At 74.3% G+C, this 18,641-nt stretch carries 15 protein-coding genes and 1 pseudogene; 5 read left to right on the top strand and 11 right to left on the bottom strand.

The window, feature by feature from the left end; genetic code table 11:
• Positions 1-45 precede the first annotated feature (45 nt).
• Both zapE and ACFYUZ_RS20820 read right to left on the bottom strand, forming a co-directional pair.
• Positions 46-1,185: a cell division protein ZapE gene (gene zapE, locus ACFYUZ_RS20815; RefSeq protein WP_389311307.1), complete on the bottom strand. Its 1,140-nt coding sequence runs from the start codon at positions 1,183-1,185 to the stop codon at positions 46-48.
• Positions 1,186-1,442: 257 nt separating this feature from the next.
• Positions 1,443-2,483 carry a hypothetical protein gene (locus ACFYUZ_RS20820; protein WP_389311309.1) on the bottom strand — a complete coding sequence of 347 codons (1,041 nt, stop codon included), beginning with the start codon at positions 2,481-2,483 and terminating at the stop codon, positions 1,443-1,445.
• A gap of 161 nt (positions 2,484-2,644) precedes the next feature.
• Here ACFYUZ_RS20820 and ACFYUZ_RS20825 point away from each other — a divergent pair, with 161 nt between their 5' ends.
• Both ACFYUZ_RS20825 and ACFYUZ_RS20830 read left to right on the top strand, forming a co-directional pair.
• Positions 2,645-3,451: a hypothetical protein gene (locus ACFYUZ_RS20825; protein ID WP_389311311.1), complete on the top strand. Its 807-nt coding sequence runs from the start codon at positions 2,645-2,647 to the stop codon at positions 3,449-3,451.
• A gap of 79 nt (positions 3,452-3,530) precedes the next feature.
• Positions 3,531-4,154: a hypothetical protein gene (locus ACFYUZ_RS20830; RefSeq protein WP_389311313.1), complete on the top strand. Its 624-nt coding sequence runs from the start codon at positions 3,531-3,533 to the stop codon at positions 4,152-4,154.
• 76 nt (positions 4,155-4,230) lie between these two features.
• Here the strand turns inward: ACFYUZ_RS20830 and ACFYUZ_RS20835 are convergent, their stop codons facing one another.
• Positions 4,231-4,806 carry a TetR/AcrR family transcriptional regulator gene (locus tag ACFYUZ_RS20835; protein ID WP_389311315.1) on the bottom strand — a complete coding sequence of 192 codons (576 nt, stop codon included), beginning with the start codon at positions 4,804-4,806 and terminating at the stop codon, positions 4,231-4,233.
• A gap of 128 nt (positions 4,807-4,934) precedes the next feature.
• Between ACFYUZ_RS20835 and ACFYUZ_RS20840 the strand changes: the two genes are divergently transcribed.
• Positions 4,935-5,780 (top strand): SDR family NAD(P)-dependent oxidoreductase, encoded by an 846-nt coding sequence (locus ACFYUZ_RS20840; RefSeq protein WP_389311317.1) that lies wholly within the window; start codon positions 4,935-4,937, stop codon positions 5,778-5,780.
• Positions 5,781-5,992: 212 nt separating this feature from the next.
• On the opposite strand, the gene ACFYUZ_RS20845 is transcribed toward ACFYUZ_RS20840, so the two are convergent.
• The 7 genes and pseudogenes from ACFYUZ_RS20845 to ACFYUZ_RS20875 all read right to left on the bottom strand — a co-directional run bounded on the left by ACFYUZ_RS20845 (position 5,993) and on the right by ACFYUZ_RS20875 (position 15,957).
• On the bottom strand, positions 5,993-9,004 hold the full coding sequence (locus ACFYUZ_RS20845; protein ID WP_389311319.1) for a M48 family metalloprotease: 3,012 nt from the start codon (positions 9,002-9,004) through the stop codon (positions 5,993-5,995).
• Between the two features lie 6 nt (positions 9,005-9,010).
• The gene (locus ACFYUZ_RS20850) at positions 9,011-9,559 is read right to left on the bottom strand and encodes a hypothetical protein (protein ID WP_389311321.1); all 549 of its coding nucleotides are present in this window, start codon (positions 9,557-9,559) and stop codon (positions 9,011-9,013) included.
• Between the two features lie 215 nt (positions 9,560-9,774).
• Positions 9,775-10,335, bottom strand: a complete 561-nt coding sequence (locus tag ACFYUZ_RS20855) for a TetR/AcrR family transcriptional regulator (RefSeq protein ID WP_389311323.1) — start codon at positions 10,333-10,335, stop codon at positions 9,775-9,777.
• Between the two features lie 154 nt (positions 10,336-10,489).
• Positions 10,490-11,031, bottom strand: a pseudogene (locus ACFYUZ_RS20860) (3-hydroxyacyl-CoA dehydrogenase NAD-binding domain-containing protein).
• On the bottom strand, positions 11,028-12,203 hold the full coding sequence (locus ACFYUZ_RS20865; RefSeq protein ID WP_389311324.1) for an acyl-CoA dehydrogenase family protein: 1,176 nt from the start codon (positions 12,201-12,203) through the stop codon (positions 11,028-11,030). The pseudogene ACFYUZ_RS20860 and the gene ACFYUZ_RS20865 overlap by 4 nt, the downstream one beginning before the upstream one ends.
• A gap of 85 nt (positions 12,204-12,288) precedes the next feature.
• Positions 12,289-12,867, bottom strand: coding sequence for an acetate--CoA ligase family protein (locus ACFYUZ_RS20870; protein ID WP_389311326.1), 579 nt, complete (start codon positions 12,865-12,867; stop codon positions 12,289-12,291).
• A 414-nt stretch (positions 12,868-13,281) separates the two neighbouring features.
• Positions 13,282-15,957 (bottom strand): FAD/NAD(P)-binding protein, encoded by a 2,676-nt coding sequence (locus tag ACFYUZ_RS20875; protein WP_389311660.1) that lies wholly within the window; start codon positions 15,955-15,957, stop codon positions 13,282-13,284.
• A gap of 222 nt (positions 15,958-16,179) precedes the next feature.
• On the opposite strand from ACFYUZ_RS20875, the gene ACFYUZ_RS20880 reads away from it, so the two are divergent.
• Both ACFYUZ_RS20880 and ACFYUZ_RS20885 read left to right on the top strand, forming a co-directional pair.
• Positions 16,180-16,641 (top strand): RrF2 family transcriptional regulator, encoded by a 462-nt coding sequence (locus tag ACFYUZ_RS20880; protein WP_389311328.1) that lies wholly within the window; start codon positions 16,180-16,182, stop codon positions 16,639-16,641.
• Between the two features lie 42 nt (positions 16,642-16,683).
• Positions 16,684-17,253, top strand: a complete 570-nt coding sequence (locus ACFYUZ_RS20885) for a SixA phosphatase family protein (protein WP_389311330.1) — start codon at positions 16,684-16,686, stop codon at positions 17,251-17,253.
• Positions 17,254-17,301: 48 nt separating this feature from the next.
• Here ACFYUZ_RS20885 and ACFYUZ_RS20890 read toward each other — a convergent pair whose 3' ends face one another.
• Positions 17,302-18,360 carry a hypothetical protein gene (locus ACFYUZ_RS20890; RefSeq protein ID WP_389311332.1) on the bottom strand — a complete coding sequence of 353 codons (1,059 nt, stop codon included), beginning with the start codon at positions 18,358-18,360 and terminating at the stop codon, positions 17,302-17,304.
• Positions 18,361-18,641 lie beyond the last annotated feature (281 nt).

Here is an 18,641-nt window from a genome sequence, read left to right on the forward strand (position 1 = left end):
CGAGGAGGTCGAACTCGGTTTCCGCCTTCGGGGGAACGGGCGGACTCACGGCGACTGCACGGACCCGGAGACGCCGCCCGCAGGGCTCGGCCGCGGCGTCGGCGGGTCCACCCGGTCCGTCCGCCGGAGCATGGCGAGGCGGCTGGCCGTGCGGTCCAGGTCGCGGGTGAGGGCCCGGCCGGCGGGGAGGGCGGTCAGGGGGTCGGCGCCGATGAGGACGAGCCGGACGTCACGGTCGCAGGCGACGTCGACGAGGTTCGCGAACCGCTGCCGTCCGTCCGCGGAGGCCTCGGCCAGCGGCGGCAGGCCGTCCAGGACCAGAGTGGGGAACCGTTCGGCGAGGGCCAGGTAGTCGGGCACGCCCGTCGCGGCCTCGCACAGGGCGTCGAAAGCGAACCAGACGAGGTCTCCGCGTACCGCGCGGGCCGGCAGCTCCCGCAGGTGGGCCTGGACGGCGGCGGCCTCCGCGGGCTCCGGGACGGTGAGGCCGAGCGCCTCCAGGCGGGTGTCGTCCGGAGGCAGACACAGGCCCGTCGCGAACCGGCGCCCCCCGTCCGCCGCCGCGGGCGCCTCGACACGGCGGAAGTCCACCGGACCCGTGACGTCCAGGACGTCCATCCGCTCCTCTATGAGCCGGATGGTCGGCTCGAAGAGGTGGTGGTAGAGCGGATCCGGCATCAGCCCGGCAGGCGGGTAGTTCGAGGTGGTGACCAGGGTGATCCGGCGGTCCAGCAGCGTGCGGAACAGGCGCGCGATCAGCATCGCGTCGCCCGCGTCGTGGGCGTGGAACTCGTCGAAGACCAGGACCCGGCTGTCGCCGATCAGTTCGTCGAGGGCGCTGTCGACGGCGCTCCGCCCGTCGTGGCGGGCGCCCGGCCCGGTCACCCCGTCGTGCAGCCGGCGGAAGAAGTCGTGGAAGTGCAGGCGGCGTTTGCGCGGGGTGGACAGCCCCTCGTAGAAGGTGTCCACGAGCCAGGACTTGCCCCGGCCCACCGGGCCCCAGACGTAGAGGTCGCGCGGCGGCCTGGGGAAGGTCCAGGCCGGGCGGGCGAGTTCGGCCGCCATGTGGACCAGCCGTTCGACCGCGGCCTCCTGCGCGGGGGCGACCGAGAAGCCGCGTCGTGCCGCGGCCTCGTGGAAATGGCGGCGCATGGCCTGGGCGTGCTGGGACACCGGTCGGTTCATCCGTTCGTACGCTGGGGTTCGGTCATGGTGCTGGAAGGGGGATCAGGCGGGTCCGGGGGCCGTCGCCGCTCCGGGACGCCGAGAAAGGATCATGATCGCACCACGGACCGCCGCGCGGACAGGCCTGCCCCCTGACGGCGAAGGACGGACGTCCGGGCGCGCCCCGCTCCGCCTCGTCGGCCGTTCGACACCGGCGGCCGGCGGAGGGGGCACCCCACGCTGTGCCACGGCCGCGTCAGGAGGACTCCCGGACCGGGTCAGCGGGACGCTTCACGATGTCTGCGCAACCGGGGGGCGCGTATCGCGGACAGCCGGACCAGGGTGTACTCGAAGGCCCGGCGATGGGGCGTCAGCGGGTACCAGGGGTACGGGGGCAGGGGGTAGTCGTCGCGCAGGACGCCCTCCGGGAGGACTCCGGTCGCGGGCATCGGCGAGGTCTCGCCCGGGTGGACGAGGTACGCCCAGACCCCGCTGTCCAGCGGCACCACGGCCCCCTCGTCGCCGGGTGGGCGCCAGGGCTCGCCCGTGAGGGGGTGGCGGGGGACGAGGAGGACGTCGGGACGGGGCCGGGGCGTGCGGATCCCCGGTCCTGCCAGTCCCACGGACCGGGCATCGGGCCCGGCCGGGAGGCACCGGCCCACGGCGTGACCGAACAGCTCGGTGACGGGGCCGGCGGGGAGGACCACCGGGCGGTCCTCGGTGACCGCCACGAGGTGGGCCAGGGCGACTCCGAGCGCCGCCTCCCAGCGGCGGCTCCACCACCCGTCCGTCTCGAAGGGCGGGACGCGGTGTTCGGGGCGGGCCAGATCGTCCCAATCGGGAGGCGGAACGGCCGGGAGCCCCGAGGGACGGCGTACGACCGCGTCGGGCTCCAGCCACACCGCCTGCCACATTCCGCAGTCGTCCATGCGGGTGGCCACTGCTCGCCCGCACCCCTCGCACGCCAGGTTGGGGCCGTCCCGGCCGTCCACGCCCTGGCAGTATCCCTCGCACTTCTCGGGGATCAGGGCCATGGACCGGGAGTCGCCGGGGGCGATGACGATCCTGTTCCGCGCGCCGAAGGACACGGAGTACACCGGCGCGTACACCCCCTGCCGGGCGGCCGCGTCCTCACCGACGTCCTCCCACAACCGCCAGGGCGGTCCGGTGGGCCGCGGGTCGACGGCGTACGTCGCGGGCTCCATCAGCGGAGGGTGGAGTTCCTCCCAGCCTCCGTGGTGGGTGTGGACGGGGAGGGCGACCCGGGACACCGGCGCCGTCAGCTCCGTGCCGCAACCGGCACACGCGAACACGTCCAAACAAGCTCCCCCTCGCCCCGGTTCCCCGGGGATTGTGCCTCCCCCGCGGCGGAGGATCCACCGGATTCCGGTGGGCTCCGGGGTGCTTCCTCACTGGACGTCGTGGCTTCCGGCCGGTGACCAGTAGGTTCGTGCCACGAGGCGGAGCGAGGGAGGCTGCGGTGTCCGGCTTCGTCTACATCGATCACGAGGCCCCGGGCCATCTGAAGGCAGCGGTCTCGGGGGCGCGGGTGACGCTGCCGTCGTTCGAGCCGCCGTGGCTCGTCGTGGACCACGTGCTGGAGCGCGTGCTCGTCGTCCGGTGGCCGGGACGGCTCTTCCGGGTCGAGGTGGTGCCTCCGGCGACGGACGAGGAGCGGGCCGCCATGGCGCGTGCTGCCGAGAACCTGCGTCCTGACGCCGGTTACACCCGCGCCGTCTCCGTCGACCTGGTGGAGGAGCTCTCTCCGTCGGTGCTGTTCGGCCGCCACGGGGACGCCGTGTGCCGTGTGCTCGATGCAGGACGCGACCTGGACGAGGAGCGCGCGCGACGGCTCGCGGGCGCCCGCCCTCCCGCATCCGACCGTGCGTACAGCGCCGCGTGGGACCGGTGGCTCGCCGAGCAGCCGAAGGGAGCGCGCCACCACGGCCGGGATCACGGGTCGACGCCGGCCGTCTCCGGTGTGGGGCCGTCCACTTCACCGATCGGGCACGGATTCTCCGTCCTGTGCCACACGGTCCGCACGAGCGCGAAGCTCCACGGCGGCGCGGGGGCGTACGCCGTCGACGAGGACGGCGACGAGGTCCTGGCGGACCCGTGGCACACGGCCCTCGGCGCGCTCCTCGACGCGGCCATGGCCTTCGGCGCGCCGCGATGCGTGGACGGCGAAGGCGCCACCGTGCTCAAGGCGGCCTGGAACTCGGTCTTCGGGCCGGTGATGCCGGTGGCCGAGGGTGGAATGCGGGGCATGCGCCTCTCCCGACCCTGACCTCGACCGCGGGGGTGTCCGGGGGCGCCTCAGGGCCGTCCCCGATGTGTCCGGTGCGATCCGCGAACATGATCGTTCCATGACGAACACGACACGCCGGTGGACCTGGTTCACCATCGCTCCGCTGTGCATGACGGCCTACGGAGTCGTCCGCCTCGCCGACGGCACCCACGGCCCTGGCGCCTCCTGGACTCTCGGACATCTCGCGCTGCTGGCGTCCGTGTCGGCCTTCGTGCCGGTGACGTGGCGCCTGAGAGGCTGGGCGACGGCGGGGCGCGGGGCGGCCGCAGGCCTGTTCGCCGGTACCGCGGCCGCCGCGGGACTGCTCGGGGCGGCCGCGGCGGCCGCGCAGACGGTGATCGACCTGGTGGTGGGGTTCCTGTGCACGGACCGGCAGGCCATGGACATCATGTTCGACGAGGTCAGGAGCCACCCGGGCGTCACGCCCGCCGTCTACACGATCGGTCCGCCGCTCTTCCACGTGGGCCTGGTCCTGCTCACGGTCCAGCTGGCGGCGATCCGGCGCATCGCGGTCTGGCGTCCGATCGTGGTGGTCGTGGGCATCGCCGTCACCGCGACGAGTCTGGATCTCCTGCCCCTGGGCGGCCTGTTGCTGCTGTCGGCGCTGGCACCCCTTGAGCGTCAGCGGCGGCTCGCCCCGCCGGACGCGGCCCGAAGCGTGTCACCACGGGCTTCGGCGTGACGCCGCCCTCGGCGCGGCGGCTACGGGGCGCCGACGCCGAGCGGGGCTCGACGGGGCCGTCGGCGAGCGGCGAGGGCTACTTGTCCGTCCCGTAGCGCAGCCCGTCGAGGATCAGGTCGAGCAGGCGGCCGGAGCGTTCGCGCTGAGCGGGCGATCCGGTGATCAGCGCGACACCGGCGAGGCTCAGGCCGACGTCGAAGGGGTCGACGTCCGAGCGCAGGAGGCCGGCCTCGGCTCCGGCGTGCAGGAGGGAGCCGATCGCCGCGCCGAGCTTGTCGAGGGTCTCGGCGAAGGGGTCCGCACCGGACGCGACCGCGGCCCGCAGGGCATCCGCCATGCCCTCCTTGGCGGCCAGATAGTCGATGAAGCCGTCCATCCACCGGCGCAGCGCCCGGTCCGGCGGAAGGTCGGCCAGCAACTCGGCGGCGCTGTCGCAGACCCGGGCCAGCTCGTTGCGGTAGGCCGCCTCGACCAGGGCCTCGCGGGTGGGGAAGTGGCGGTAGAGCGTGGCCGAGCCGACGCCGGCGGCCTTGGCGATGGCGTCGATCGGGACGTCCGCGCCCTTCTCGGCGAACGCGCGCACGGCCGTTTCGAGGATGCGTTCCCGGTTGCGGCGGGCATCCGCGCGCAACACGCTCGGTGGGGTGGTCAAGGCTGCTCCCTTCGTCGGGATCCAGTCTATCTGGACAACCGGGGAGTTCCCCGGTTAGCCTCCCGAACAAATGGGGAGTTCCCCGGTTACTGGCCGGCGCTCCGTGAGACAGGCAAGGAGACCCCTTCATGGCCAGCGAGAAGACCGTTCTGATCACCGGCACCTCCTCCGGCATCGGCCTGGCCGCCGCCGTGGCCGCCGCCCAGGCCGGCTGGACCACCATCGCCACCATGCGCGACACCGGAAAGGCCGAGACCCTGCTCAAGGCCGCAGCCGAGCACGCGGTCGCCGACCGCGTCCAGATCAAGCGCCTGGACGTCGCCGACGGCGACAGCATCGTCGCGTGCCTCGACGAGGTGATCGCGGAGCACGGCCGCCTCGACGCACTGGTCAACAACGCCGGCGCCGCCCGGGTCGGCACCGTCGAGCAGATGAGCCTCGACGACGTCCGCGCCACCATGGAGGTGAACTTCTTCGGCGTCGTCGCCGCCACCCGCGCCGCACTGCCCCACCTGCGCGCCTCCCGGGGCCGGGTGATCACCGTCACGAGTGTGGGCGGAGTCGTCGGTCAGCCCTTCAACGAGGCCTACTGTGCGGCCAAGTTCGCCGTCGAGGGCTTCATGCAGTCGCTCGCCCCCGTGGCCGACACCGTGGGCGTCGGTGTCACCGTGGTCGAACCGGGCGCGGTGGCCAGCGAGTTCGTCTCCAACCTCGGCCTGGACATCCCCACCCTGCTGGCCTCGGCCGGCCCCTACACCCCGGCCCTAGAGGCGTACATCGCGCGCACCCAGAAGTCCTTCGGGAACGCCCAGACGCCGTTCGAGGCCGCAGCTCCGATCATCGAGGCCCTGACCGCGGACCACCCCCCGTTCCGCGTCCAGACCTCCGCCTGGGCCCGCGAGTTCGTCGCCACCACGCTCGCCGACCTCGACGGCTCCGCCGTCCAGACCCTCACCCGCGCCTGGCTCCACTGAAGCGCTCCGCGTCAGCCGTCCGGGGCTCGGCGCGCGCGGCGGCATGGTGGCCTCGTCCTCGTGGGCGAGGCCGGCGGCCTGGAGCGTCCGGTACGCGACCCGGGGCGGTGGTTCCCGGCGGCGTGGTCGATCGTCGACGGCACGGACACGGCTTCTCCCCCGGCCGTGGCGGGGAGGGGGGTCGTCCACGGCACGGCCCTCCGAGCGCAAGGTCACCAGCCCGGAGCCCGCGCGGGCCGGGTGGAGTTCAGATAGGTCCGGTAGCCTCCCTCGCGCAATATCGTTTCGACCCTCTTCTTGGCGATCCCCGCGTTCCGCCCGGCGGCGAGCAGCTCCTTCATCGCGCTGACGAACAGAGGGCGGTCCTGCTCCTCGAAGGCACGCTCGCAGTCCGTGCTGCCCTTTTCCGCCCGCGTGCCGAGGGCCTGCCAGGCGGACTGCGCCGTACCGTCGGGGGCCCGGAAGTAGTGGGTGTTCACCCAGTCGGCGATCCTGCCGTAGTCGGCGCAGACGGGCCGGAGTCGCGTCAGGGACGCCGGCCGGACGTCTTCGGCCTCCACCGCGCGCAGGAGGGTGGCCCGCAGATACGTGTCGTCGGCCCGTGCGTGCTCCAGGAGGTACCGGCCGCCCAGCCGGTGCCAGGCATGTACCTGCCGGGCCCTGATGTCGTCGGACACCCTCACGTCGGTGACCTGGAGCCATCGCCGTGCCGTCTGCTGGGTGGTCACGGAGTCGGGGACCAGCGTGTGGAAGTTCGCCATGGCGAGGGGCTCAGCCACGGCGAGCACCACCGCGGCACACGCCGCGGCGGCACCCGCCGACGCCACCGGTCGCGCCTTGCGGCGATCGCCTCGTACGGTCCGCCTGCCGGTCCCCGCGCGCTTCCCCCTCAGGGGGCTCGGCGTACCCCGCACGTCCGGCCTTCCCCGGCGTGCGTGCCCCACCAGTGATCCCGCAGCGGCCACCAGAAGCGCGATGATCGCGGCGATCGTGAGGACGCCGTTGACCAGACGCGGCAGCGTCCACAGCATGGTGTCCCAGACCGGACGCCACGAGCAGCTGCTCTCCAGGGTGTTCAGCGGCCCGAGGCAGCCGTCCGAGGAGACGAGCAGCGCCATCCCCACGGCCCCCAGTACCGCCGCCGACTCGGCCGCGATGAGGGCGCCCACCAGACGATGTCCTCGACCGCAGCGTGCCGCCGCGACGACGGCGGCCGCCCCCGCCGGTGCCAGCAGGGCGATGAACAGCCCCACCAGATAGAACGTCTCGTGGAGCGCCGTCCCCTGGCCCGCGTCGAACGGCGGTGCGGGCAGCAGGGCCTGTACGCCGACCACGGCCGCCCAGCACGAGGCCCCGCCCAGCACGCCGGGCCCCAGGGCCCGGAGCGGTGACGGCGGCGGCTCTCCCGCCAGGACGAGCCGATCGCTCCCGTCGGGCAGGGCGCCGGCCGCCCAAGGGGGCACGCCCGGCGCCCGGGCCGGCACCCAGCCCGCCAGCGGCACCACCCACAGGGCCGCCAGTGCGGCGGGCACCAGCGGTGTCGCGACGAACCCGCCCAGCATCGGCCAGATCGTCGCCACGGCGGAGGAGACGGCCGCATGGTCCTCCGCCGTGGCCCCGGTTCCGGCAGGTCCGCCGGAACCGGGGAACGCGTCCAGGACCGCCTGCCTCATGCCGCTGTCGCTGTAGGCCGCTCCGGCCGCCCAGGTCGCCCCGTCCATGGTCCACCAGGCGAACCAGGCGGCCAGCACCAGCACGGCTGCCCCCAGCCCGAGCAGCAGCGGCAGGCGGAGGGAGCGCCCACGCCATGCGCCGACCCACAGCCGGGCGCACTGGGTGACCCACCAGGCGAACGCGATCCCCGCGCACACGACGAGGAGCAGCAGGGCGGGCCGTCGCGGCATCCACTCCGCGCGGGAGACTCCGTATCCGATGAGCAGTTGGCCGACGCCTGCACCGGCCCCGAGCCACAGCCCCGTCCGCGCTCCCGACGGGATCGGGCCGCCGGTCAGGACGGCGTAGGCCACCGCCCGCCACAGCGCGATCCCGACCACCCCGGCGACCAGCACGGCCGGGACCAGCGAGACCAGCTGGACTCGCCACAGGCTGTACAGGTCGTACGTCGACAGATAGGTCAGCAGGTAGACGTTGACCATCATCACCGCGGCCCCGGTGAGGAAGACCGGCAGGGCCCGGGCCCCGAACAGCGGTGCGGGATCCGCCAGCGCGCCGTGGCGTTCCTCCCACCGCGGATGGGTCCCCCACAGTTCCCGCAGCGAGCCGAACGCCCGCCGCGGCCTGCCGCCGTCTGCCGGACGGGGCGGCCCGGCGTTCCACTCGCGCGGATCCGCGCCCCAGCGAACCGCCGCCAGATCCGCGTAGATCTCGCGGCTGCGCAGCACGTCCGACCGCGCCAGGTAGATGAGCGCGACCATGAGGGCGGGCAACAGCAGCCGGCGGATCAGCAGGGGGACATCGGTGGGCTCGCCCCAGGAGGTGAGGAAACCGTGCAGGTACCTGCCCGCCCAGAGCAGGTAGGGAACGATGATCAGCGCGAGAAAGGCCCGCCAGACGGCGACCGTGCCGTATGCGACGGTGACGTCCCGGTTGGCGATGTGGGCGAACTCGTGCAGCACCACCGCCCGGAAGCGTCCCGGCTCGCCTCCACGGCAGGCGAGCAGGCCGCCGAACAGGCAGACGGTCGGCCGGCGGTTGCGACCGAAGACCACGGCACTGGCGTCGACGGCGGTCCGGTCCACGACCACCCGGGGAAGCCGGGTCAGGCCCGCGGTGACGGCCAGCTCGGTCAGCAGTGACCGGATCTCGCCGTCAGGGTCCGCCGCCTCCAGCGGAACCACGCCTCTTCTCCAGGCCTTCCAGGCAGGCAGCAGGACGAACAGCAGGGCGGCGAGGGCGGCCAGCAGGACCGGCCAGCCGAAGACCAGCCACGTGGCGGGCGGCGGGGCGTACCTGGCCATGCACGCCCGATAGGGCACGTTCTGGCTCAGGGCGTTGATCACCGAGACCATGTCGGTACGGTCCGGATCCGTGCCCATGGCGAGGAGGCACCCCGTGGCGTCGGTGTCGCTCAGGGACTTGACGACGGGCAGCATCATCGCCCCGCCCGCGGCGAGCAGCAGGACGACGAGGAGGGCGAACCTGACGGTGGTCCCCGCCCCCGTCACCCGTTCGTCGACCCGGGACCGGGGGGTCGTCACACCCATGACGCGCTAGTCTGCGGCCGGGGCGCCGATGGCGGGGGAGTCCGGGCCGCCGGCACCCGGATCCGAGGGTCCGGCCGGTTCGCTCGGTTCGGACAGAAGCAGCCCGGTCACGACCGCATTCGCCAGGTCTTCGGCGCGCCGGGCGGAAAGGCCGCGCTGCCCGGCGGTCTCCAGCACCATGCTCCGCACCTCGCCGAGCTGTTCCCGGGTGAGCGGGGGCACGGTGGCCGACGGACCGTTTCGGCGGAACAGCCGGCCCAGAGCCTCGGACGATCTCCTCCATACGCCGTCCGCGGCCATCTCGCCGTAGCGCCGGGCCGCCTGGTCCAGGGCCACCCAGATCACCGGGGTGACCAACACGGCCGCCTCGCCCACGCCGAAGCCCAGCGGGTCCCGCCGCTGTCCATGGGCCTGCACGCGCCGCACGGCGGTGGCGTCGTCCAGCTCCAGGAGGCCTTCCAGAAGGGGAAGCTCGTCCGGTGCCAGCCCGACGACCACCTCACGGACCAGGTCGCGGACCGGGCGTCCCGCGGACGGCTGCGCCTCTGAACCCATGTGACCTTCACCCCCCAGAGCTCGACGCTCCGCACGACGAACGGATTACGGCCGATGACCACTGTGGCACGAAAGCCCCGGACTCGACAGGAGGGCGGCCCCGCCGAAGAGGCCCGCCTTCCCAGAGGTACGGGAAGAGGTGCCCGGCCCTGCCTCCGCCCCGTCAGGCGCCCGGCCCGGGCAGTCCCTTCGGGACCGGCCGCTTCGCCGCCGGGTCAGGTCTCCCAGGTCTCGGGGAAGGTGGGAGAGATGCCCAGCGACGGGGCGATGGCCGACCAGATCGTCGACCGGGCCGTGGACAGGTCGACACGGGGGTCGGCGAGCATCACGCGAATGCCCAGGCCGTCGCAGAGCGCCAGGATCAGCGTGCTGATCGCGGCGACGTCGCAGGGGGCGAACTCGCCCGAGGCGACGCCGCGTTCCACCGCGTCGGCGACCCAGGCGTGGAGCTGGTCGTACAGGTCGACGGCGAGGTGCCGGGCCGCGTCGTCGCGCTGTGCGCGCACCCACATCTCCTGCCACAGCTTCCAGTCCTGGCGCAGCTCCTCGTCCGTGGGCAGCATGGTGCGCACGATGCGTGCGAGCAGGACTCCGGCCGGCACGTCGGCGTCACCGCCGTCGAGGTCCGTGCCGGTCTGGGCGAACGAGTGCGTCATCGCCTCGGCGAAGAGCTTCTCGCGGGTGTCGAAGTGGTAGTGGAGCAGTGCCTTCGACACCCCCGCCTGCTCGGCGACCTTGCGCATGCTGACGTTCTCGAACCCGATGTCCGCGATCACCTCGCACGCGGCCCTGAGGATCGCTCCCGTGTCTCGAGTGCGCGCTCGGCCTTGGTCACGTCGGCAACCCCGCTTTCGGTGTCGGCATCGGCATCGGTCCCTGTCCCGGTCCGGTCCTTGTTCCCGGCCCGGTTCCGGTCTCCGTCCCGGACCATCATCCCCGCTCGTCCTGCCCCGCCAGGCGTCCCGGGTACGGGTGGAAGCCCCGGCCCGTCTTCCGGCCGAGCCGCCCCGCCTCCACCATCCGGGCCAGGAGCGGCGGCGGGGCGTACAGCGGCTCGCGGTACTCCGCGTACATCGACCGCACGATGGCCTGCACCGTGTCCAGACCGATCAGGTCGGCCAGGGCGAGCGGGCCGAGCGGATGGGCGCAGCCCGAGGCCATGGCCCGGGCGAAGACCTCGGTCTTCGCCCGCTCGTCCTCCGCCACCGCCTCGACGACCAGGTCGCGGTCGGCGAGCCGCGCCATGTCGGTGGTCACCGCGATCCGGCCGGCCGCGGCCCGCTGTTCGGCCACGGTCGGCCGACCGCCGCGGCCCGTTCCAGCGAGCGGGTGACCCGCCGCAGCCCGGCCTCCGCGGCCGCCGGTCCGGTCTCCACCACCACGACGTCGCGGCCGGCGCGGGCGCAGACCTCGGCGATGCCGGAGCCCATGAGCCCGCAGCCCACGACCCCCACCCGGGCGAGGTCGCTCACGGGGTCACCGGCAGTTGCAGGACACCCGTCCCGCGCTTGACGAGTTCGCCCGCGACGATGAGCCGCTGGATCTCGGAGGTGCCCTCCCAGATCCGGTCGACGCGCAGCTCGCGGTAGAGGCGCTCGACGGGGTACGACCGGTCGTAGCCGCGCCCGCCGAAGATCTGCAGGCACCGGTCGACCACCCGGCCGGACGCCTCGCTCGCCGCGAGCTTGGCGATCGCGGCCTTCGCGTGCAGGGTCTTGCGGTCGGTCCGGCCCTCGCCGACCTCCCAGGCGACCTGATGGGTGTAGGCGCGGTTGACGGCGATGTCGACGGCGCAGTCGGCGAGCATGCCCTGGACCAGCTGGAAGTCGGCGATGCGGGAGCCGAACCGACGGCGCCCGACGGCCCGGTCACGGGCCAGTTCCAGGGCCCGCTCGGCCGCGCCGACGGTCCGGGCGGCGATCATCAGCCGCTCGTCGGTGAACCACTCCTTCGTCAGTTCGTAGCCGTTGCCGACGCCACCGAGCACGTCCTCGTCGGGCACGAAGACGTCGGTGAACCGGAACTCGGGGTGCCCGTTCACCGCGGAGTGCATGAAGCGGGGCACCCGCGTCATCTCGACCCCCGGCGCCCGCTTGTCGACGAAGAACAGCGTCGCCGCGCGGCCCGGCCCGGCATCGGCCTGCACCAGCAGGAAGTCGGCGATGTCGCCGCAGGTGACGAACCACTTCTCGCCGTTCAGAAGCCAGCCGCCCGCCGTGCGGGTCGCGGTGCTCGTGCCCGAGCCGGGGTCGGATCCGGCCCCGGGCTCGGTGACGGCGAAGGCGTCGAAGCGCTCGCCGCGGATCACCGGCAGCAGGTACTTCTCGCGTTGTGCCTCGGTGCCGTACGCGAGGACGTTGGCGGGCCGCCAGGGGATGTCCCACAGGCAGTTGGTGACCTTGCCGAACTCCTCCTCGACGATCACCTGGTCAAGCAGGGAGAGTCCGGCGCCGCCCCACTCGGCGGGCATGTTGACGGCGTAGACGCCGGCGTCGATCGCGGCCCGGGTCAGCTCCCGCACGGTGTCGGCCGGCAGCGGGCCGCCCGCTTCCTCGGACTGCTCCTCGTACCGCATCAGGAGCCGCGTGCAGGCCGCGGCGCGCGCCTTGAGCTCGGTCTGCTCGGGGGTGTAGCGGAAGTCCATGGTGCGGGTCTCCTCCAGGGCGGAAAGGGTGTGCGGGAAGGGTCCACGGGCGGGAAGGGGGAGGCGTCGCGAGCAGGAGCGGGGGTCAGCCGAGGACGGCTCGCGCATCCAGCGCGAGGGCGCCGTCCGGGCGTACCAGCGGCGGGTTGACCTCCAGCTCGGCGATCTCCGGGTGGGCCGCGGCGACCTCGGTGACGCGGGCGACGACAGCGGCGGCCGCCGTCACGTCCACGGCGGGGCGGCCGCGCACGCCGTCGAGCAGGGCGGCGGTCCGCAGCCCCCGCAGCAGCCTCTCGGCGGAACCGGCGGCCACGGGAGCGAGGGCGAAGGCCACGTCCCGCAGGGTCTCGGTGAGCACCCCGCCGAGGCCGACCACCGCCACCGGGCCGAACCTGGGGTCGCGTTGGACGCCGACGATCAGTTCGACGCCGTCCGAGAGGTCCGCCATGGCCTCGACCGAGTACGACGGGGCGCCGAGGCGGGCGCGCATCCGCCGGTACGCGGCCAGCAGCGCGTCCCGGTCGGCGAGCCGCAGCGCCACCCCGCCGGCGTCGGACTTGTGCAGGACGTGGAGGGCCTTCAGGACGTACGGCCCCTCGAACGAGGCGGCAGCGGCGAGCAGCCCGGCCTCGTCGGTGATCTCCCTGGCCGGTGGGAAGGGCACTCCGGCCGTGGCGAGCAGCGCCCGGACACCGTGGTACGAGGGATTCCCCAGGGGTGCCGCGGCCGGCGGCGCGGCACCCCGGCCGGAGCGCCCGCCGCGCGGCCGGTCAGCGCGGCGAGGGCGCGGGCCGTGTCCTCGGTGGCGGCGAACACCGGGCCGGCCTCCGCGAGCGCCCGGCAGCTGGGCGACTCCGGGTACATGGACTGCACGACCAGCGGCTTCGGCGCGCCGGCGCCGGACCAGCGGCTGCTGCGCGTCCGGTCCGGCTGCCCGCCCCACGGCCTCGTCGGCCGTACCGACGCGCTCCGACGAGCCTCGGACACCGGGCGGAACGACCTCGGCCACCGGCACGCCACGCAGCCACGAGTCCGCCGCCGTCGTTCGACGGGAGGTGCGAGACCCGCTGCCCGCCCGTCAGAGGCTCAGTCCGGCCAGCCTGCGCCGGTCGAGCGGGGACGCGCGACGATCGAGGCGTTGTTCGAGGAGGTGGCGGGCGGTGTCGCGGTGCCCCGCCTCCACCAGCGCGTACAGCAGGGTCTCCTCGACGACCTCGCGCTGTGCCGCGCTGCCTCCCACGCGGCGCAGCGAGGGCAGCAGTCCGCGCAGTTCCCGCACCGCGGTGGCCCATTCCTCCTCCAGGACCGCTTCCAGCGCGCTGCACAGCGGGACGACGACCTCCCGCTGCACCGGGTCCGCGCCGGCCGCGTGTGTGCGCAGGCGGCGGAGTGCGGGGAGGTCGCCGGCGGCGGCGAGGGCGACGGCGCCGTGCAGGGCCGTGAACGCGGTCGGGGGACGTTCGACCAGATCGCGGGCGACCGCGTCGAGCACGCCGTCGACGGGGACGCGACCGCTCCAGTTCCGGGACATGCGGGCCCGCCACAGCAGGGAGCCGGAGTCGACGAGGGCCCGCACCCCGTTCACCTGGGCCGGGGCGAGCTGGGCGAACCAGCGGCGGCGCACCGCCGCGGAGTCGTCGAGGGCCAGTTCGTGGAGCGCCACGTGCCAGGAGAAGTGCGCCCGGTGCACGGCGCCCCGCCCCTGGCCGCCGATCCAGCCGTCGAGCCAGTCCCGGCCGGTGAGGTGCGCGCCGGACTCGTAGTGGACGTGGGCGAGGGCGTGCACGGCGTGGCCGGAGGCGGGTCGCGCGGCGAGCGCTGCCCGAGCGAGCTCGCCGGCCTCCTCGATCCTTCCCTGCTCCTGCCGGACGAAGGAGAGGAGCGAGGTGTGGAACCAGTGCCCTCCGTAGGCGGACGCGGTCCGCTCCACCAGGCCGAGGGCCAGTGTGCCGTCGAGATCCGCGACGCCGGAGAAGGCGATGGTGGGGACGGCGACGCCGAGCGCGAACGCGTCGGCGGGGAAGCGGCCGAGGTGGTCGACGAGCGCCGTGTCGCCGTCGCCCACGGCGCCCGCGCGGACTTCGTGCTCCCTGATGCGGCGTGTGACGACGTCGACGAACGACCGCTCCCGTTCGTCGCCGCGTTCCCGCACGCTGCGCTGGGCGTCCGCCAGCTCCCGGGCGACGTCGACGTCCGCTCCGCCCTCATGGCCGAGCAGGGCGAGGGCGGCGTGCCCGAGCGCGAACCCGGGGTCGAGTTCGGTGGCGCGTGCGAACGCCTCGGCCGCCTTCGCCCGTACGGTGAGCACCCGGGCGAGTCCGCAGCGGAAGGACGCCGCGGCCGCGGCGTGGGTGGACAGCGGCAGCCCGAACTGGTCGGTGGGCCGGCGGCGTCCCGACCGGGGGGCGCTGGTGAGCGGGGTGAGTACGGCCTCCGCGATCTCCTTGGCCTGGTGACGGATCTCGGGGATCGCGGTCGTCTCCCACAGCTCGCCCCGGCGGGGCGCGCCCAGGGTGAACAGCGGCCGTTCCGGGCGGCCTCGGGCGTCGAGCAGTCTGCCGCCGTCGGTGGACACACCGATGCCCAGCGGTCCGGGTGCGGCGAGGCCGTCGGACAGCAGCCCGCTCCACAATGGGTCGCCGCCGGCGTCGGCCCGCAGCCCCGGCCCCGTACAGTCCACCACCCATGCCACGCGCAGCTCTCGGCCGTCGGCGAGGGAGACGATCAGGCCGCCGTCCTCCCGCGGTGCCGCGGAGGCGACCCGGCCGGCGTGGACGCGGAGCCTGCGGGCGGCGCGCGCCCGGGCGACGGTCTCGGCGGTGGAGGGTGCCATGCGATGCCGGTGCACGTTCCACAGGGTGGCGTCACGGCCGAGGAACTCGGCCCGCTCGTCGTCGGTGAGGCCCCGCCAGAGCCGTACGATCTCGGGCCGCAGCCCGTCGAGCGCGGGTCGCCAGTCGCCGTGGGCGCGGCGCGTGGCGGCGAAGTGCCGCGTCAGCTCCCTGCGGAGGCGGTGGAACGGGAGGGCGGCGAGACCCGGCGGCGGCGGTACGGGGGGCAGCGGGGCGACCGCGTGCGGCTGGGGAAGCAGCCCGCCGCGGGACACGGCGTGCACCGTGCGGCCGGGACGGTCGAGGACGAGCGCGAGATCGACGGCGGTGAGACCGGTGCCGACGAGGAGGACGTCGTCCGACTCGCCGACGGCGTCGAGCGCGCCCGGCGCCCAGGGGCGGGGGACGAACCGGTCGGAGGCGACCAGCTCGGCCGGGGCCCAGCCGGACCGGCCCGCCGCGGGCCCGGTGGCGAGGACCACGCTGTCCGCCGCCACCGTGCCGCCGTCGGCGAGCGTGAGCTCCAGACGGCCCCCGGCCGCGTCGGCGCACCCCACCGCCCTGGTGCGCAGCCGCCGTACGGAGACCGTGCCGTGTGCCGTGATGACGGCCCGGCCGAGCGTGTCGGCGAGATACGAGCCGTAGCGGTACCGGGAGGCGAAGTCCGCCGCGGTGACGGTGGACTCTCCGTGGCGGCAGAGCCAGCGCCGGAAGTGGCCCGGGTCGTCCGGGTAGCAGCTCATGCCACCGACGGGCACGTTGAGCCGGTGCTCGGGGACCTCGGTGGCGTACGCGGTGCCCCGGCCCGCCTCCGGCGCGGGGTCGACGAGGACCAGATCGAGCGGGACACGGCGTCGGGCCGCCCCTTCGCACAGCTGGACGGCGACGAGCGCACCGGCCGCGCCCGCGCCGACGACCGCCACGGTCGGTCGGGGGCGGGCGGACTCGGTGGACGGCGAGGACACGACAGGCACCACGGAAACCTCCGACCAGGGCGGGTACTGCACGGCCGATGTGCACTATGTCGATGAACAAAGTGGAATGGCAACGCCGCTTCCGGACAACCGTCGCAACTCGGAGTGCTGTTGACCGCCCGTCAGCACCGCCGCATGTCGGGTTCCCGCTCCTCGTGAGACATTGGGTCCGTGAGGATCTCAGCACGAACGGACTACGCCGTCCGGGCCATGGCCGAGTTGGCCCGCTCCCCGGACCGGCCCCTCAAGGCCGAGGACATCGCCGGGCGCCAGGACATCCCCGTCCGCTTCCTCTTCGTCGTGCTGAGCGACTTGCGGCAGGCGCGTCTGGTGCGCGGCGTGCGCGGCCCCGACGGTGGTTACTCCCTCACCCGGCCGCCCGCGGAGATCACCCTCGCCGACGTCATCCGCGCGATGGACGGACCACTCGTCAGTGTGCGGGACCTGAAGCTGACGGGGCTGGAGTACCGGGGTGCGGCGGCTCCCCTGCCGGATGTGTGGCGTGCCGTGCGGACGAGTCTGCGCCAGGTCCTGGAGAGCACGACCCTCGCGGATCTGGCGACGGGCACCCTGCCCGAGCTGGTACGGGACCGGGCCCGCGACTACAACGACGACGTGCGGACGTACCCGTAGCGTCCGTGGCCGTTCGGCGGCCCACGGCTTACGCTCGAGGACGTGCCGCCCTCCACCGACACCCCTGAGCGCGCCGGATCCGCCGACGGTCGGCCGCGCCGGCTGTTCGTCCTGCGGCACGCCAAGAGCGCCTGGCCGGAGGGCGTCGCCGACCAGGACCGTCCCCTCGGCCCGCGCGGGCTGCGCGACGCCCCGGCCGCCGGGGGCTTCCTGGCGGAGCGCGGCGTGCTGCCCGACCTCGCCCTGTGCTCTCCGGCCCGGCGCGCCCGCCGGACCTGGGAGCTGGTCGCCGCGGAGCTGGACGGCCCCGTGCCGACCCGCCACGACCCTCGGCTGTACGGGGCGGACGCCCCGGAACTGCTCGATGTCCTCCACGGCGTGCCCGACGAGGTCGTCACCCTGCTCCTGGTCGGGCACAACCCGGGCCTGGAGGACCTGGTCCTGCTGCTCGCGGGCAGGGCGGTCGGGGACGCCCTGGACCGTGTACGGACCAAGTTCCCGACCTCCGCGATCGCCGTCCTGACCTGGTCCGGCACCTGGACGGACCTCCGTCCCGGCGAGGCGCTCCTGACGGACCTGGCGATTCCCCGCGGAGCCCGCCGCTCGTCCTGAGCGGGGCGCATCGGCGCCCCGCCGCGACGGCGTCCGCCCGGGAGGCGCTCAGCCGGTCGGCAGGCCCAGCCCGTAGTAGGTGACGTGGTAGCCGTCCACGTACCCCGCCTCGCCGCCGACGATCAGGTCGGTGGGATCGCTCGCGCCCGCCGCCCTGGCCGTGGCCACGAGCATCTCGGCGAGTGCGCGGCCCTTCGGCTCGCCGGGGCCGCCCGCGTCCACACGCCAGACCGGATCGTCGTCGCCGAAGACCGATGCCGTGTGCGGGAACTCGGCGACCGTGCCCCAACCGAGGGCGGCCGGCTCGACGTCGTCCGGGGCGAAGCAGGCGATCGAGAGCCGGTCGCCGCACACCACGTCGAAGAGGAGGGGCGCGCTTCGGCCGTTGCGCCCGTAGAACGGCATCCCGAGCCGGATCCCCAGGGCGGTGGTCTCGGCGGGCAGCGCTCCCAGGAACTCTCCCAGCGACCGGGTGACGGTCTCCCAGCTGCGGGCGGTCCAGCCCCCCGGAAAACCGAGGCCGACGTTGGCCCGGTCACGGTTGCTGCCGAAGAAGCCGCTGATCGCCTGCTCCTCGCCGTGGCCCTGACGCCAGAACCAGTTCTCCGCGGGGTCGGTGGGCTGCAGCACCAGCTCCGGCCCCGACTTCCCGGCGCGCAGTTCGAGCGTGTCGGGCCTGCCGCGCCAGCGCAGGAAGGGAGCGCCCCAGAGCGGCTGGCTGTCGTAGAAGGGGCCCATGTCACCGTGCGAGCCCATGACGGACGGCTCGCCCAGTGCGGCGGTCACTTCCTCCTTCGCGGCGCGGAAGGCCGCCGCCTGCGCCGCGGCGTCCGGCGCGGTGTCCGCCACGGGGACCGCGAGCTCCACGTACGACTCGCCGTCGACGTGACGCTTCTCGTAGTCGCCGACCGGACGCAGACGGGCATCGCCCGCGGCCCGCCCGGTGATCAGCACAGGAGCGTCCGACGTGCCGCCCCAGGCCCACCCCAGCTCGGCCGCCACGGCCCTCACGCCCTCCGGCGTCCAGCCGTCGGTGTCTGCCGCGAGGAGCCGCCGGGCGAGCTCCCCCACGGACTCCTCTGCCGTGCTTCCCAGTTGTGCGTTCATCGTGCCATCGTGCCGCATCCCGGGCCGGGTCCCCGCAAGGGGTGGGCCGGCCGTCGGCGGGAAGCCGGGTGCGGACCGCTCTGACGGCCTCGGGGCGCCCGGCCGGTCGCCTGAGCTCGCGCACCGGCGCCGTGCCGGCGATGCCGGGATCGCGGCGACGAGAGCGGTCCGTCGGTCCCCTTCGGGCCGGCCTGGGGAAGGGTCGCGGAAGTGCCGGCCTGTGCGGCGGCGGTGACGGAGTCCTTGGGGCTGATCTGCTTCGATCGGGAGAACCGGGCGCC

The sequence above is a fragment of the Streptomyces sp. NPDC004266 genome (genome assembly GCF_042874095.1).
In the GTDB taxonomy this organism is placed as follows: Bacteria; Actinomycetota; Actinomycetes; order Streptomycetales; family Streptomycetaceae; genus Streptomyces.